The following is a 15,378-nucleotide window of genomic DNA, read 5'->3' as shown; positions in this document are numbered from 1 at the left end:
AACAATAATGTTACTTATCTTATAAAATTCAGAGCCAAGGAGGCTCCTACAGAGCCTATTATTAGGATGCAACTTTTCCTATAAACATGTGGCTCCTATGGAGCCGGAGGAAGTAAATTTGCGCAGAATCTATAACCTGCAAAACGCCGGAGCTTTACAGGTTCATGCTTTTCACACTCCAGAGGAGTATCGTGTTTATAGTATAAATGAGAAAGATTTCAGGCTCCGTAGGTGCCTCCTAAAACGGGCATCCAAAGCTTTTATCTACAATAAAACAACCTACTCTCAACAAACCTTCACCGTCTCCACCCCCAACAAATCGCCCAGTTTTTTAATTTTTGATGCGATATGCCCTTTGCCTACGGCACAGTGATGCGCAGGACCGTGTGAGTTCCAGGTCTCCACAAAAGCCCTGGCCCCTATGGTAAATTTATAGCGGCTGTTGGTATTACCTATCTCCAATATCGGCCCTGGTACCGATTCAGCTTCGGCTACCAGGAAGATGATCTTGCCGCCTGCCGTCTCCACAACCGAAAGCATGGTAACAGGGCCATGGTTTACAGACATTTCGACCGAAAGGCCGTTGCCTACCTTTCCATGATAAACCTGCAATGGTTTTACTTTGATCTTGCCTTCGGCAATGGCCGGGTGGCATGGGCCATCATGCCCCATCAGCACAACATCGTCGTTAAAATCCATGGCATAGTATTCTGTAAAAGAACCACCTACGCCAAAACTGTCCATTATTTTCATGGCTTGGGCGTTTTTGATCTCATACTCACCAGCTACCGGGATACCCGCAGCAGTGAGCAGCGAATTACCCAGGATCACCGAACTCATGGTATTCTCATTAACTGCATTGCCGGTGCCTTTGTGGTAATAAGCCATAGAACCCAGGCCATATTTGGCCACCAATTTATCTAAGGCAACGGCTGTTGCTGCCGCGCGCTCAAGCTCGAAGTCTGAACAATCAGGCTGGATGTCAAAGCGTTCATGAAATTCATTGATCTTATCCTGCAGTTCAACCTGCTGAACTGTATCGCGTAAACCGGATAATTCATCAACCTCCATAATTTCAATATGTCCGCCAAATGTGGCGCACTGCAAGGTAAGGTCCGAGTAGATATCCAGCATTCCACCATAATAATTCCCCATAACCCCCAGTGTGTTATGGTACATGGTATGAGCAACCTTAGCTGCGGCTATCCATTCTTCAACCTGTTGCCAAACATGCGGGTCGCTATGCAGCATACCCGTTATTTGGTAAAACGGGATAGCAGCCCGTTTAAACACATTGGCAATTTCGGGTACCGGACAGGCAGAGCAGTAGGCCAGCCATTCGCCGGTCATTGCTGTACGGTTATCCATTTTGTTGAATGCTGTATAATTGATAGCTGCTCCCGGTGTAAGGTTCAAGATCACCACCGGTACTTTGGCCCTTTTTACAACAGGCAGTACGGTTGATGACAGCGCATAGGTAGTAACATACAGAAAAATCAGGTCAACATCTTCCTGACGAAAACGGCTACCGGCCTCAAATGCTTTTTGCGGCGTATCTATCAATCCAAGATTAACCACTCCCGAACCAAAGCCGGCCAATTTATCTGCCACTTCATCCACGTAGCCCGAAAGCCGCTGCTCAAGTCCCTCAAACTGATCCCAATAAGTATTAAGTCCTATGCCAAAAAGTCCTATTTTAAGTCCGGAGGTTATTTGTTTGCTGAAGGTATTCATTTTGAGGTTTAATTATTTAGGGATGGGTGGATTTGGCTGATAATTAGAAAACTATAAAACTAATATTAATTTAGATGTTGTTTAAAACAGGTTATTTTTCCACTTTAGGGGCGGAGCGTTTGTGTTATACAATATACATAACGAATTTTTAAATGGGAACCAGCGTTATACACGCTCTGTAACGAATATTGATTTAGACGACTCATCATAATTTGGTGTGAGTCAAATATTGCCATATAAACCACGGCATCAATACACATTTTGATATTTAAGATGTATTTATTGATGCCTGCAATCATTACCATATGATCAATTACTACAAATACCTGCCCGTAAGTAAGGAAGATGAAAACTGGGGATTATGTGTTTTGAATACCGGGTGCACCCATATAGAGGCATCAGGCTCATACCCCGGCAAAGCGCATCCGGCACACCATTATTTTAACTGGCACACAGGCCGGGTACTGAACGAATACCAGGTAATTTATATTACCCGGGGGAAAGGTCTTTTTGAATCTGACAGCTGTAAACGGATCGAAGTAAAGGCAGGCAGTGTAATTGTCCTGTTTCCGGGAGAGCGGCACCGGTATAAACCTGACGAGAAAACCGGGTGGGACGAATATTGGATAGGTTTTAAAGGCGAAGTGATGGACAACCTTATTGATAAAAGTTTCTTTAAACCTGAAGCGCCTTGCCTGAGCATCGGTTTCAATGAAAATATTTTTGCCCTTTTTAACAGTATTATCGAAAAAACACAACAGGAAGATACAGGTTATCAACCCCAGATATCAGGTGCAGTAATGCATTTGCTGGGGAGTTTTCATGCTGTGAGCAGGCAAAACGCAGTGAGCGACGGCCGCGAAGTATTGATCAATGAGGCAAGACTGTTGTTCCGGTCAAATATAGCTGCCGATTTTTCGCCAGAGCAGGCTGCGTCTCAATTGGGTGTAGGTTATTCGTGGTTCAGGAAAGCCTTTAAAAACCATACGGGGTTATCGCCGGGGCAATATTACATCCAGTTAAAAATTGACCGTGCCAAAGAGTTGCTGAACGATCCTTCGATCCCCATTAAACAAATTGCTTACGACCTCAGGTTTGAATCGTATTTCTATTTCTCAAAACTGTTTAAAGAAAAAACGGGCATTGCCCCTACCGATTACCGGAAACGGGCATTGGGAGATCCTTAAAACCTGCTATCATAAATGATAAACCTAATATCAAAAAGTGTAACCGATGCTTTCATGCTATGGGATAAATTTGGTTCAACTTATGATACCTGTTTTGCGCCGGTGAAGTAGCGCCACAGATCGACAATAAAAAAACCAATGAGAAAACTTATCCTGCTTAGCTTTATAGCCATCATTTTCGCTGCCCGGTTTACAGCGGCGCAAAGCATTAAAAATTTCGACAAAAACGGCAGGCAGGTAACCAAATTTGACAACCTTGGCAATGCTGTTGATGCGCATGATGGTGAGATAGCTTTATTTAACGGGGTGTACTACCTGTACGGCACCAGTTATGATTGCGGTTTTGAGTGGGGAAATAAAACTGCGCCCTTTTGTGGCTTTAAAACGTATTCATCAACCGATTTGCAGCACTGGACCGACAGGGGCTTTATGTTTGATGCCCAAACACCTGTTTGGCAAACCCGCTGCGATGGCAAAACTTATGGCTGCTTTCGCCCGCATGTCATCTACAATAAAAAAACAAAACGCTACGTACTGTGGATCAACGTTTATGATAACCGCGTAGGCTACCGGGTATTCACAAGCAAAACCCCGGTTGGCCCTTTCACCGAAGTTAAAGAACCAACCCTGGCTGTAAACAGCGAAATGCCGGTGGCTGGGCTAAACAACGGCGATCATGATACCTTTGTCGATGATGACGGCACCGGCTATTTGGCCTATACCGACTGGCGCACCAAAGGCAGCATTGTAATTGAAAAACTAAGCGCCGACTATTTAACTGGCACCGGCCAACATGTAAAATCAATTACTAACGGTAATACCGAAGCCCCTGCCCTGTTTAAACGTCAAGGCAAATACTACCTCATTTATTCCGACCCAAATTGTGGTTATTGCTCAGGCACAGGCGCATCTTATCGTACAGCACCGTCGCCACTGGGGCCATGGTCGGATGGGATAAAGATCAGTGATAATTCCTGCGGAGGCCAGCCGTCGTTTGTATCAACTATTAAGCTGAACTCAGAAACCATTTTCCTTTTTGGCAGCGACTTGTGGAACAATGCTGCAAAAAATGAAGCACTGGCAAACTTTTATTGGGCTCCGTTAACCTTTGCAGCCGATGGTTCCATCAACCCGATGCAATGCGAGCAAACAGCCAATTTCACCAGGAACTCCGTTTCTAACAAACCAACCGAAGATTTTACAACCGGCTGCGATATCGGCAAAAATGTTCAGCGCTCACAAACTTTCACGGCAAGCAAAAGCGGTACTTTAGCCGGCATCAGCTTTACAACATTTCAAACAGGGCATCCAGACGCGGGCTTATCTGTCGAGGTGTTTGAGCTTGACAATGCCGGGCGGCCTACGGGCAATGCATTGTCTGCTGCTACTTTAACTGTTGATTCCATTTCCTGGTCGGCCAGAAATATTGCGGTAAAGCCCAACATTCCTGTGATTGCCGGTAAGCGGTACGCTGTTGTCATCAAATCGGTTACTACAAAGGGATGCTATGGTTTTGCTTACAGCGATATTTTAACCGATCCAAATAATGTGGCATCGATAAGCAATGACGGCGGGGCAAGTTTTTCAACGGAGAAGAACAGGGTGCTTAAATTGCAGGTTGCGATCAGGTAGAAACGAGCGTTGAAATAATAAAAGCGAGAGATTGTGCGATTCCCTCCCCTGGGTTTAAGTTAACCCACAAAATCTAAGTGCGCGCTAAGCAGTGCTTGGAAAGCAAGTTTACGATCACGAGACTCCGCTGGAGTCCAATATCTGTTTGAATTTTGTCTATAAACACGTGGCCTCTCTGAGGCCGCTTGGCAAGTCGGCCATATTCGTTATGTTGTAAATATTACCGGCTCCATCGGGGCCGCGTGTTTATAGCGCAAAAGGGGCATATTTCCCGGCTCCGTAGGTGCCTCGTGTTGAAATTCAGGTTGGTGAATTTTGTGGGTTAACTTAAACCCGAGGGAGGGAATTGTTTAACCCATAACTGCTTTGGCTATCTTTTCATATAAACTATCAACGAGGCTTTGGCCAACAATTGCTTACCCAGCATAAAACCCGTTAAAGCCGCTGTTGAAGCTTGCGTTGTACCCAGCTTAGCTGTTTTTAAAGCGTATACGGTGATCAAATAACGATGATCGCCTTCGCCGACTCCCGGGCATGGGCCCTGGTAGCCGGGGGCACCTACATCATTAATACTTTGCAAACTTCCTTGTGGGGCTATGCCGCTTTTAACATCGCCGGCACCTTGCTTTAATTCATGAACATTTGCAGGTATATCTACCATAACCCAATGCCAAAAGCCGCTACCAGTTGGAGCATCCGGGTCATACATAGTTATCGCAAAGCTTTGGGTACCTTCCGGCGCGTTGATCCAGCTTAATTGCGGCGATTTATTACCGCCACTACAACCAAAATTACCGGCAACAAATTCATTGCTGAACTGCCCGCCAAGGTCGGCGCTTTTTAACGTAAACGTTTGGGAAAATGCGGCCTTAGTTATAAGAAGGCCTACTAATAAGGAGAAGATCATTTTCATAATAACAGTATTTAATTACACTACAAAGTTGCCTTTGCAGCTGATTATACTGTTATTGCAAACGGTTCAAATAGTAGTGCAGGAGGCTCAAACTACAACCTGCTGGCCATAAGTTGCCGGGGTTACGCCAAACTTTTTTTTGAAAGCCGTATTAAAATTGGACAGGTTTTCATAGCCATAAGTTCCATAAAGCTCGCTGGCCTTACGGCCTTTCTTCAGTTCGGCACAGGCCGATTCCAGTTTCCTGTCGCGGATATATTTTTGAGGGGATAAGCCGTAAGCTTTCTCAAAATCGCGTTTAAATGACGACAGGCTTCGGTTGGCCAAAAATGCCAGCTCATCAAGCGTGAGGTTATTAAACAGATTATTTTCAACCAGTTTTTGCAGTGATAAACCTGTGGTATCTTGCCCTTCGCCAAAAAGAGCGATCAACTGTACCGGATATAGTTCATAAATAATGAGCAGCAATTCCTCCAGTTTATGAAGTGCTACCGGGTATGAAAGTTGCTGCCCCCCATCAACCAAAACTCTAACTCCCCTTAAATATTCGTTAAGATATGTAGTATTTGAAAAAAGTATGTAAGGCGGCATATCAGGCAGCGTATTTTTCGTGCTAATACAGTGCTTTGAAAAGAAATCGGCTATCAGCCGCTGTGGAAAAAAGACGATGAAGCTGCTATATAGCTCATCTCTTGAAGTCCCCTTTACCACATGCTCCGCAATCAGGGTGTTACCCTCGGGAATCAGCAAGCCCTGGCCGGGCCTGATGACTGTACAATCGGCATGGCGGTAAAGTTCCTTTTGTCCGTTAAGTACAAAACTGATAGCACACTGATTAAAAACCACCTGGTTTTTGAACAGGTCGCCCCGCTCCCGGTAGTATACAAAAGAGATCTCGCCTGCTTTTATTTGCGGTTTATCTTTAACGGCTTCGGGTACGGTTATGGCGTCCATTGATGATTATTAGGGGTAAAACCATAGGTGTTCGGAAGATAATTCAAGCAAGGGCTTGTGCGATTCCCCTCTTGAGAGGGGTGGAGGGGGTGTGTTTCTGCTTTAATATTCTATCGCATAAACACACCTCTGCTACCGCTCTTTCCTATCGCGCGCCCTCTCAAGAGGGGAATTTAAAAATTTGGTTCCCAAGGGAGGGGATCACATATCGCTTGCTCAAAAATCTTCCGAACACCTATACAGTAAAACTAACAATTATATCAATAAAAAAGCGGGACAGGCAATCGCCGGTTCCGCTTAAACTGTAACAAAAACTACCTTTTACTTAACGCCGTTTGCTGCTTCAATAATTACTTTGGCAACGGCTTCGGGCTGTGAAATGAAGATCACATGGCTACCCTTCACTTCGGTTATTTTAGCATTGGCACGTTTGTACATGGTACGTTCAACGTCGGGCACAATACTTTTGTCTTCTGTAGCAACTATACCATAGCTCGGCTTGGTTTTCCACGCGGCCTCGGCAACAGGAGTTATAAAGCACTGAACTGAAGTTGGCCCCTGGGATGCAAACATAAAATCGGCTTCCGTCTTGCTTAAATCGCCGGCAAAACCACCATGAAATTTAGCTTTATCATAGTAAACAAAACCTTTATCATCCGGAGGCAAAATTCCATTTTCAGGTGCCGGAGGGGCCGATTGCACCCACTTTATGGTATTTTCGCCTTTATCTGGTGCAAAAGCGGCGATGTAAACCAGTGCTACTACTTTTGAATTATTCCCGGCTTCGGTAATTACTGTACCGCCGTAAGAGTGGCCAACCAAAACCGTTGGGCCATCCTGTTTATCCAGGATCCGGTTAGCTGCATCAACATCATCTTTAAGCGAGGTCAATGGGTTTTGGACTACGGTAACATTGTACCCCTTTTTTGTAAGAATTTCATACAAGGCCTTAAAGCCCGAGCCATCGGCGAAAGCGCCATGAACTAATACAATGTTTTTAACCTGCGCCCGGGCAGCGTTATTAAACGCAAACAGGCTGCCTGATAAAATAATTACTGCAACTAAATATTTATTCAGGCAGCTTTTTAATGATTTGGTTTCCATTTTGTTTCGGAGTTTAGTTTTCACAAATAATGTTGTTGATTAGTGTTATTAGCATATCAATTCAAATCTCAATCCAAAAACATAATAAACTAAAAATCAGAAACTTAATCAGAAAAACAAATCAACTACAGTAACGACATATCGGCTTTTGATGACGATGCTATCTGTATATCATAACCGGCTATCCGTGGGCCATGGCTACAATATCCTTTCCGTCAAGGATCCAGCGGCCGGTACCACGGTTCACCGTATTGATCATGGCCTTGCCAACTTCTTCCAGCGTAATAAAGCCTTTAGGGTAAATGAGGCGGCCTATGGGATACATCCAGCTGATGTATTTATAAAACGAAAGTGTATTTTTTGCGCCCTTAAAACTTTTCATAAAGCCCGGCCTGAAATTAAATACCTGTTTAAAAGGCAGTTTCATGAGGTCGTTTTCGGTTTTGCCTTTTACCCTGGCCCACATGCTGCTACCGCTTTCTGTACTATCGGTACCGGCACCCGATATATAACAAAATGTCATATCAGGATTAATACGGCTTAGAATTTCGGCCACGTGCATGGTAAGCAGGTAGGTTACTTTATAATAAGCTTCTTCGCTCATGCCTACAGAGGAAACCCCTAAACAAAAAAAGCAGGCATCATAACCTTCTAACTGATCCTGGATTGGCGTAAGGTTAAAAAAATCGGCATGAATGATTTCCTTAAGCTTAGGATGTGTTAAGCCGCAGGGTTTACGGTTGATCACCAATACGGTTTCAACCTTATCGCTCATTAAACATTGGTGCAGTACGCCTTCGCCTACCATGCCGGTAGCGCCTGTAATGACTGCCTTTATTTTATTAGTTGTTTCCATGATACTGATGTAGCCGATTATACCTAAAAAATATTGTACCTTATTGCAGATTTATTTTCCTATTCCTATACCGCGTGTTAATTATATGTTACAATACAAACAATTATATAACCATAACGCTTTAACAATAAATTAGTTGAAATGCCTAAATGGTTAAAGATAACCTTAAAGATCGCCGGAGCGCTTGTGGGTTTAATTATAATTCTGTTCGTTGCCTTAACTGTGTATGTTAGTTATAACAAGCAGAAGGTGCTTGCCATGATCACATCCGAGCTTAATAAAAACCTGAACGGTACTTTAACCATCGGTACCATTGACCCAACACTATTTAAAGGCTTCCCCGGTGTATCCGTGGAGTTGAAAGATGTGGTGTTGAAAGATAATCGCTGGGCCGAACATCATCATACATTACTTACCGCTAAAGACCTTGAAGTATCAGTAAATGCATCGGCTTTGATTAAAGGCGAAGTAGTGATCAATAAAATAGATATCAGCAATGCCGACATTGATCTGTTTACCGACAGCACCGGCTACAGCAATACATCGATATTTAAAGCAAAACCAAAAGTTGAAAAAGACCCGAAAGAGAAACAAACCAGCTCGTCAACGCAAATCAGAAGGTTTTCATTAAGCAAGGTGAATTTTGTGGTTGATGACCGCCATGCCTACAAACTGTTCAAATTTGCGGTAAATGACATTCAGGGCCGTCTGGATTACCCCAATAAAGCATGGAATGCGGCTATCGACCTCAACGCCATGGCAAACAGCTTTTCCTTTAATACAAAAAAAGGGAGCTTCATGAAAAACAGGTTATTGAAAGGACATTTTGATATCAGCTATGACTATGATTTGCAGGTTATTAATGTGGCACCTAATAATTTAAATATAGGAGATGACGCTTTTAACGTTGCCGCCAAATTTGAACTTAAAAAGCCCGAAACCCCATTTACTATCAACCTGAAGGTTAATGATATTTTGTGGACCAGCGCCGCTAACCTACTGGCTGCCAACATCACCAAAAGCCTCAAAATGTTCGACCTTACAAAACCTATCGATGTTACCTGCGACCTGAAAGGGAGCTTTGGCGGTGGCGGAGATCCCTCCATTTATGTTACGGCTAAAGTAAAGGACAATGTTTTGAAAACCCAGGGCGGCACTATTGAGAACTGTAGTTTCAAGGGTATTTTCAGCAATAACTATATTGACGGTAAAGGCCTGGGCGATGAAAATTCTGTAATAAAGCTTTACCATTTTAACGGTACTTATAAGGATATCCCCTTCACCATTGATACTGCATTTATTAATAACCTGAATACACCGGTGGCTACAGGAATCTTCCGCTCGCGTTTTCCGGTCAGCAAGCTTAACTCTGTTATTGGAGATGAAAGCCTGAGGTTTACCAAAGGCATTGCCGACCTTAAACTGGCCTATAAAGCCGATATTGTTAATTTCAAATTCACCAAACCGTTGATAACTGGCAATGTTGATATCAAAAATGCCGATGTGAATTATATACCCCGTGGGTTAGTGTTTAAAAACAATTCCATTGCACTAAAGTTTACCGAAAAAGATCTTTATATAAACAATATCCGCCTGCAAAATGGCAGCAGCATAGTTAACATGCAGGGTAAGGTGAGTAACTTTTTAAATTCATATTACAACGCCCCCGAAAAAATCGTTATAGTGTGGCAAATTACCAGTCCTGAAATTCGTTTGGGCGAATTTTTAAGCTTTCTGAATAGCCGGGGAGGATCAGAACAAAGCAGCAGTAACAGCAGCAACAGCAAGGGTATGAGCCGGTCGGCAAGTAAAAAGATGACCAGCCAGCTAAACACCGCTTTTGATAAAGGGCAAGCCGAACTGCACATCCGCGTAGCAAAACTTTACTACAAAAAGTTTTTAGCTACCGATGTAACAGCCGATATTTTACTGGCCGATAACTCCATGAAGGTGCGTAATGTGAACCTCAAAAGTGCAGGCGGCTCATTAAAAATGGCCGGACTGGTATTGCAAGGTCCAACCAACAATTTTGCAATAAGTACCACTATTGAAAATGTAAATACTAATACTTTTTTCGCATCGTTTAATAACTTCGGACTAAAGGATTTTACGAGTGATAACCTGCGTGGTTTCCTTTCGGCAAGGGCCGATATTAAAGGGGGAATTAATAATGCGGGGAACCTGGTACCCAAGTCGATAAGAGGTACTGCGATGGTTAATTTAAAGGAAGGCGCATTAGTTAATTTCTCGCCAATAAAAAGTGTGGGCAAGTTTGCTTTTCCTTTCAGGGATCTGGACAATATAACATTTGGCGATCTGAAGGCCCAGTTTGATATCAACGGCGATAAGATCAAAATAGCCCCCATGCAAATTAATTCAAGTGTGCTCAATATGGATGTGGAGGGTACTTATTCATTATCGCGAGGCACAAACATAGCTCTTGATGTTCCTTTGCGTAACCCCAAAAACGACAGCAAAATTGAAGACGAAACCGAACGTAATAAAAAACGTATGAAAGGCATTGTTTTACACATACTTGCCACCGATGGCGATGATGGTAAAATAAAAATAAAATGGAATAAAAATCACAAAAAAACCAAGCAGAATGATGACGACCAGAAGACAGACGATAACCAGCAAACACCTGAACCGGCTAAAGATTAAATCAACTTCATATTATCTTCACTTTAACCGTTGTTTCATGGTGTTTAAATGACACTATAATAGCAAATAAATGCTTATCTTTGTGCTGTTCAATGTAGAGTAATATGTTGATTAAACATTTATTGGTTAGCACATTATTTTAAAACTTTTAAACCGCTCGCTCCTTACAGCAATAATATCAGTAGCAAACCCTCGTTTTAAAAATATAAATACTATCCCGGGTTCACAAAAAAAGAAGGAAGCAAAGTTTAATGTAGTCTGTTTTATCTCCGGTTGTTTAACCCGGCACATGTATCTTATTGAACCGTTTTTAGCTTAATAATCTGTATTAAAAAATGAGACAACTTAAAATATCCCAATCAATCACTAACCGTGAATCAGCATCGCTCGAAAAATACCTGCATGATATTGGCAAGGTAGATTTGATCACTGCTGAAGAGGAAGTGATCCTGGCGCAAAAGATCCGTGAGGGCGACCAGGTAGCGTTAGAACGTTTGACAAAAACAAACCTTCGCTTTGTGGTATCGGTTGCTAAGCAGTACCAAAACCAGGGCTTAACCCTGGGCGACTTAATAAACGAAGGAAACCTTGGTTTAATTAAAGCAGCAAAACGCTTTGACGAAACCAAAGGATTTAAATTTATTTCATATGCCGTATGGTGGATCCGTCAGTCAATCCTGTCGGCCATTGCCGAGCAATCGCGTATTGTGCGTTTGCCACTGAACCAAATTGGTTCACTAAGCAAAATTCACAAAGCAGCTTCAAAACTGGAGCAGGAATTTGAAAGACAACCAACACCCGAAGAACTTGCAGACAACCTGGAAATTTCGGTTGATAAAATTGCCGATTCGATGAATAATGCCGGTCGCCAGATTTCAATGGACGCACCATTTATCCAGGGTGAAGAAAACACTTTGCTTGACGTATTGGCCAGCTCTGATGCTGCAACCGATACCGAAGTAATGGCCGATTCATTATCACAGGAAATTAAACGTTCGTTAGGCATTTTAGCCGAGCGCGACCGCGAAGTATTAATGTTATTCTTTGGCCTTGGTGGCCATGCACCTCACTCGTTAGAGGAAATAGGTGAAAAATTTGATTTAACCCGTGAGCGTGTTCGCCAGTTGAAAGACAAGGCTCTGATGCGTTTACGTCACAATTCAAAATCAAACCTGTTGCAATCATACTTAAACTAATCCAGGATATATCCGCCTGAGTTTTTATACCAAAAACGCGAATGAGTAAATCATTCGCGTTTTTTTTGTGATATAAAGTCATGTCATTGCGAGCGCAGCGTGGCAATCGCACGGAGGCATGGCCGCCCTGTACAGCAAGCGATTGCCACGCTGCGCTCGCAATGACATATTTTTTTTACTGATCGAGACAGCGACATCTCTACTTCCCCCCTACAAACTCCTTCCCCTTGCGATATTGCGGTAACTCGTACCATGCCTTAGCAGGCCTATCCGCAGGGAAACCATATTGAGCCCGGTAAGCTTTCCGTTCGGCAGTAAAATGCCACCAGCTTTTACCTGTATCACCATGTTTTATATAATGGGCAAGTAACCGGTATGAATCCTCTACACAAGGATCGGCCCAGGCATCCACATGCCGTTCAAATGCATTAAACAGTTCAACAGGATCTCTACCTTTTAATTGTTCTAACGAATAATACCCTTGCTGTATCAGCTCCGTTGCAAAATTAATCCCTAATGACGGAATACTTTGAAATTCAATAAGCGCATTGATCTCTCGGGCACGTTCAGTATCCGCATTTAATATCATTCCTATTTCATCCGGCGCGAAACTTACGAGATCGGCTATTTTAGTTTTTTGGGCACGGAGAATAGCTTTCTCTTCTGCTGATAAAAGCAGGTTAATTGATTTCTTCATAATTCAGGCAGGTATACAACTAAGTTATAAAGGAATCCTGAAAAACAAAAAAGCCTTCCAAACTAAATTGAAAGGCTTTCGGCATCTGCACATTTAAAATCTGCACATCTGCAATTTATTTCATCAGCTTGATAAAGTCATCAAACAAATACCTTGAATCATGCGGACCAGGTGATGATTCCGGGTGATACTGTACCGAAAATGCCTTTTTACCTTTTACGCGGATCCCTTCTATCGACTGATCGTTCAGGTTAACGTGGGTAATTTCCACTTTTTCTGAAGCACGAACAGCATCCGGTACTACACCAAAACCGTGGTTTTGTGAAGTAACCTCGCAATGGTTAATAATGATATTTTTTACCGGGTGGTTTAAACCGCGGTGACCGTTAAACATTTTTTGTGTTGGGATATCGTTAGCCAAAGCCAATAACTGGTGACCTAAGCAAATACCAAACATTGGCTTATCAGCAGCTAAAATTTCTTTTACAGTTTCAACTGCGTAAGGCATAGCCGATGGATCGCCGGGGCCGTTTGAAATGAAGTAGCCTGTAGGGGCAAAATCCTTTTCCATTTCGGCGTAAGTAGTTTTTGCCGGGAATACTTTAGCATAAACTTCGCGCGAATCAAAATTGCGAAGGATGTTTTTCTTTACGCCAAGGTCAAGCACCGCTACACGGTAAGGAGCATCTTCGCTGCCAAAAGTATAAGTTTCGGTAGTTGATACCTGCGATGAAAGCTCAAGGCCATCCATTGAAGGTACCAGCTCAAGCTTAGCCTTCAGCTCATCAAGATCCAATATTTCTGATGAAATAATGGCGTTCATAGCACCTTTATCACGAATGTGGCGAACAAGCTGGCGGGTATCGATATCAGAGATACCTACAATATTTTGCTCCTGGAAATAATCCTGTATTGATTCATCTGCCTGTTTACGGCTGAATGCGATGTTATAGTTTTTACAAACCAGACCTGCAATCTGGATCCTGCCCGATTCAACTTCTTCATTGGCAATACCGTAGTTACCAATGTGCGCATTGGTGGTCACCATAATTTGCCCAAAATACGAAGGGTCGGTAAAAATTTCCTGGTAGCCGGTCATGCCGGTATTAAAACAAATCTCGCCGGTAGTAGTACCCATTTTGCCCGCAGCTTTTCCGTAAAAAACGGTGCCATCAGCAAGCAGCAATATAGCCGGTAATTTGGTCAAATAGTTCATCGCTTAAAAAAATTGAAAGGGTTAAATGATCGGATCGCCTGGTTCAAAGCCCCGTGAAAACTGATAGAAATAATGAAGTAAGGAACTTCCGGATTCACGGCGCAAAAGTAGGAAATAATTTCGGATTTCGGATGTGGAATTTCGGAATTTTTTATTTCGGATTTTTCACCATTAATAGTATTCAACGGCGTTCAAGAGGGCTGCGCCGTTTCGGATGTGGGATTTCGGTTTTATTTATTGGAGAGTAATCCTTGAGCAAATCAAAAAATAGAAAAATCCGAAATCGAAATTCCGAAATCCGAAATCAAAAAATCACATCCGAAATCAAAATTCCGAAATCCGAAATCATACGTACCTTTGCACTGCGATAAAACATTTATCAATGTCTGTAAATAAAGAAATAAAGCGTATCACCACCAATACCATCCAGGAGATGAAGGTTCGTGGCGAAAAGATCTCTATGCTTACCGCATATGATTATTCGATGGCTACTATAGTTGATGACGCCGGAACGGATATCATCCTCGTTGGCGATTCTGCTTCCAATGTGATGGCTGGTCACGAAACTACATTGCCAATCACGCTCGATCAGATGATCTATCACGCAGCATCTGTAGTACGTGCAGCCAAGCGTGCATTGGTGGTTGTCGATTTGCCTTTTGGATCATACCAGGGCAACTCGAAGGAAGCATTAAATTCAGCAATCCGCATTATGAAGGAAGCCGGGGCACATGCTGTTAAAATTGAAGGTGGCGTTGAAATAGCCGAATCGGTTAGCCGCATCCTGACAGCCGGGATCCCGGTAATGGGACACCTTGGTCTTACGCCGCAATCTATATATAAGTTCGGAACATATACTGTACGAGCCAAACATGAAGCCGAAGCGCAAAAGCTGCGCGAAGATGCCCTTAAGCTGCAGGAGCTTGGCTGCTTTGGCATAGTGCTGGAAAAGATCCCGGCTAAATTAGCACAGGAAGTATCCGAAAGCCTCCAGATCCCAACCATAGGTATTGGTGCCGGTCAGCATTGCGACGGACAGGTACTGGTGATTCACGATATGCTGGGGATTAACAAAGGCTTTAAGCCGCGCTTTTTACGTCAGTACTCCAACATGTACGATATTATGCACGACGCTATCAAAAATTATAATAGCGACGTAAAAAGCAACAGCTTCCCTAACGAAAAGGAACAGTATTAATGTGCAGATTATAGATGTGCAGATTTC

The 15,378-nt window shown here is 43.0% G+C and carries 12 protein-coding genes; 5 read left to right on the top strand and 7 right to left on the bottom strand.

What is annotated here, in order from left to right; genetic code table 11:
- Positions 1-285: 285 nt before the first annotated feature.
- Positions 286-1,734, bottom strand: coding sequence for an arabinose isomerase (locus MTO98_RS04970; protein ID WP_243485511.1), 1,449 nt, complete (start codon positions 1,732-1,734; stop codon positions 286-288).
- Between the two features lie 305 nt (positions 1,735-2,039).
- On the opposite strand from MTO98_RS04970, the gene MTO98_RS04965 reads away from it, so the two are divergent.
- Both MTO98_RS04965 and MTO98_RS04960 read left to right on the top strand, forming a co-directional pair.
- Positions 2,040-2,921 (top strand): AraC family transcriptional regulator, encoded by an 882-nt coding sequence (locus MTO98_RS04965; RefSeq protein ID WP_243485510.1) that lies wholly within the window; start codon positions 2,040-2,042, stop codon positions 2,919-2,921.
- A 138-nt stretch (positions 2,922-3,059) separates the two neighbouring features.
- Positions 3,060-4,553, top strand: a complete 1,494-nt coding sequence (locus MTO98_RS04960) for a family 43 glycosylhydrolase (RefSeq protein WP_243485509.1) — start codon at positions 3,060-3,062, stop codon at positions 4,551-4,553.
- A 370-nt stretch (positions 4,554-4,923) separates the two neighbouring features.
- On the opposite strand, the gene MTO98_RS04955 is transcribed toward MTO98_RS04960, so the two are convergent.
- The 4 genes from MTO98_RS04955 to MTO98_RS04940 form a co-directional block, all read right to left on the bottom strand.
- The gene (locus tag MTO98_RS04955) at positions 4,924-5,466 is read right to left on the bottom strand and encodes a YbhB/YbcL family Raf kinase inhibitor-like protein (protein WP_243485508.1); all 543 of its coding nucleotides are present in this window, start codon (positions 5,464-5,466) and stop codon (positions 4,924-4,926) included.
- Positions 5,467-5,553: 87 nt separating this feature from the next.
- The gene (locus tag MTO98_RS04950; protein ID WP_243485507.1) at positions 5,554-6,420 is read right to left on the bottom strand and encodes an AraC family transcriptional regulator; all 867 of its coding nucleotides are present in this window, start codon (positions 6,418-6,420) and stop codon (positions 5,554-5,556) included.
- Between the two features lie 321 nt (positions 6,421-6,741).
- Entirely contained in the window at positions 6,742-7,548 is an 807-nt protein-coding gene (locus MTO98_RS04945) for an alpha/beta hydrolase (protein WP_243485506.1), read from the bottom strand.
- A 157-nt stretch (positions 7,549-7,705) separates the two neighbouring features.
- Complete coding sequence (locus tag MTO98_RS04940) at positions 7,706-8,380, bottom strand: NAD-dependent epimerase/dehydratase family protein (RefSeq protein ID WP_243485505.1); 675 nt, start codon at positions 8,378-8,380, stop codon at positions 7,706-7,708.
- A gap of 141 nt (positions 8,381-8,521) precedes the next feature.
- On the opposite strand from MTO98_RS04940, the gene MTO98_RS04935 reads away from it, so the two are divergent.
- Together MTO98_RS04935 and MTO98_RS04930 are read left to right on the top strand one after the other, a co-directional pair.
- Positions 8,522-11,044, top strand: coding sequence for an AsmA-like C-terminal region-containing protein (locus MTO98_RS04935; RefSeq protein WP_243485504.1), 2,523 nt, complete (start codon positions 8,522-8,524; stop codon positions 11,042-11,044).
- A 335-nt stretch (positions 11,045-11,379) separates the two neighbouring features.
- Positions 11,380-12,240, top strand: coding sequence for an RNA polymerase sigma factor RpoD/SigA (locus MTO98_RS04930; protein WP_090528912.1), 861 nt, complete (start codon positions 11,380-11,382; stop codon positions 12,238-12,240).
- Positions 12,241-12,439: 199 nt separating this feature from the next.
- On the opposite strand, the gene MTO98_RS04925 is transcribed toward MTO98_RS04930, so the two are convergent.
- The gene (locus MTO98_RS04925; protein WP_243485503.1) at positions 12,440-12,937 is read right to left on the bottom strand and encodes a helix-hairpin-helix domain-containing protein; all 498 of its coding nucleotides are present in this window, start codon (positions 12,935-12,937) and stop codon (positions 12,440-12,442) included.
- A 115-nt stretch (positions 12,938-13,052) separates the two neighbouring features.
- On the bottom strand, positions 13,053-14,153 hold the full coding sequence (gene carA / locus MTO98_RS04920) for a glutamine-hydrolyzing carbamoyl-phosphate synthase small subunit (RefSeq protein ID WP_243485502.1): 1,101 nt from the start codon (positions 14,151-14,153) through the stop codon (positions 13,053-13,055).
- A gap of 382 nt (positions 14,154-14,535) precedes the next feature.
- On the opposite strand from carA, the gene panB reads away from it, so the two are divergent.
- Complete coding sequence (gene panB / locus MTO98_RS04915) at positions 14,536-15,351, top strand: 3-methyl-2-oxobutanoate hydroxymethyltransferase (protein ID WP_243485501.1); 816 nt, start codon at positions 14,536-14,538, stop codon at positions 15,349-15,351.
- Positions 15,352-15,378 lie beyond the last annotated feature (27 nt).

The sequence above is a fragment of the Mucilaginibacter sp. SMC90 genome, from assembly GCF_022811725.1.
Lineage (GTDB): Bacteria > Bacteroidota > Bacteroidia > Sphingobacteriales > Sphingobacteriaceae > Mucilaginibacter.
The sequence above is the reverse complement of the archived record's forward strand: the minus strand, read 5'-3'. Positions and strand labels throughout refer to the sequence as shown.

Coding starts and splice junctions, on each gene's coding strand:
- MTO98_RS04940 (WP_243485505.1), bottom strand. CDS start 8,380: ATGGAAACAACTAATAAAATAAAGGCAGTCATTACAGGCGCTACCGGC.
- panB (WP_243485501.1), top strand. CDS start 14,536: ATGTCTGTAAATAAAGAAATAAAGCGTATCACCACCAATACCATCCAG.
- MTO98_RS04930 (WP_090528912.1), top strand. CDS start 11,380: ATGAGACAACTTAAAATATCCCAATCAATCACTAACCGTGAATCAGCA.
- MTO98_RS04965 (WP_243485510.1), top strand. CDS start 2,040: ATGATCAATTACTACAAATACCTGCCCGTAAGTAAGGAAGATGAAAAC.
- MTO98_RS04960 (WP_243485509.1), top strand. CDS start 3,060: ATGAGAAAACTTATCCTGCTTAGCTTTATAGCCATCATTTTCGCTGCC.
- MTO98_RS04925 (WP_243485503.1), bottom strand. CDS start 12,937: ATGAAGAAATCAATTAACCTGCTTTTATCAGCAGAAGAGAAAGCTATT.
- MTO98_RS04955 (WP_243485508.1), bottom strand. CDS start 5,466: ATGAAAATGATCTTCTCCTTATTAGTAGGCCTTCTTATAACTAAGGCC.
- MTO98_RS04970 (WP_243485511.1), bottom strand. CDS start 1,734: ATGAATACCTTCAGCAAACAAATAACCTCCGGACTTAAAATAGGACTT.
- carA (WP_243485502.1), bottom strand. CDS start 14,153: ATGAACTATTTGACCAAATTACCGGCTATATTGCTGCTTGCTGATGGC.
- MTO98_RS04950 (WP_243485507.1), bottom strand. CDS start 6,420: ATGGACGCCATAACCGTACCCGAAGCCGTTAAAGATAAACCGCAAATA.
- MTO98_RS04935 (WP_243485504.1), top strand. CDS start 8,522: ATGCCTAAATGGTTAAAGATAACCTTAAAGATCGCCGGAGCGCTTGTG.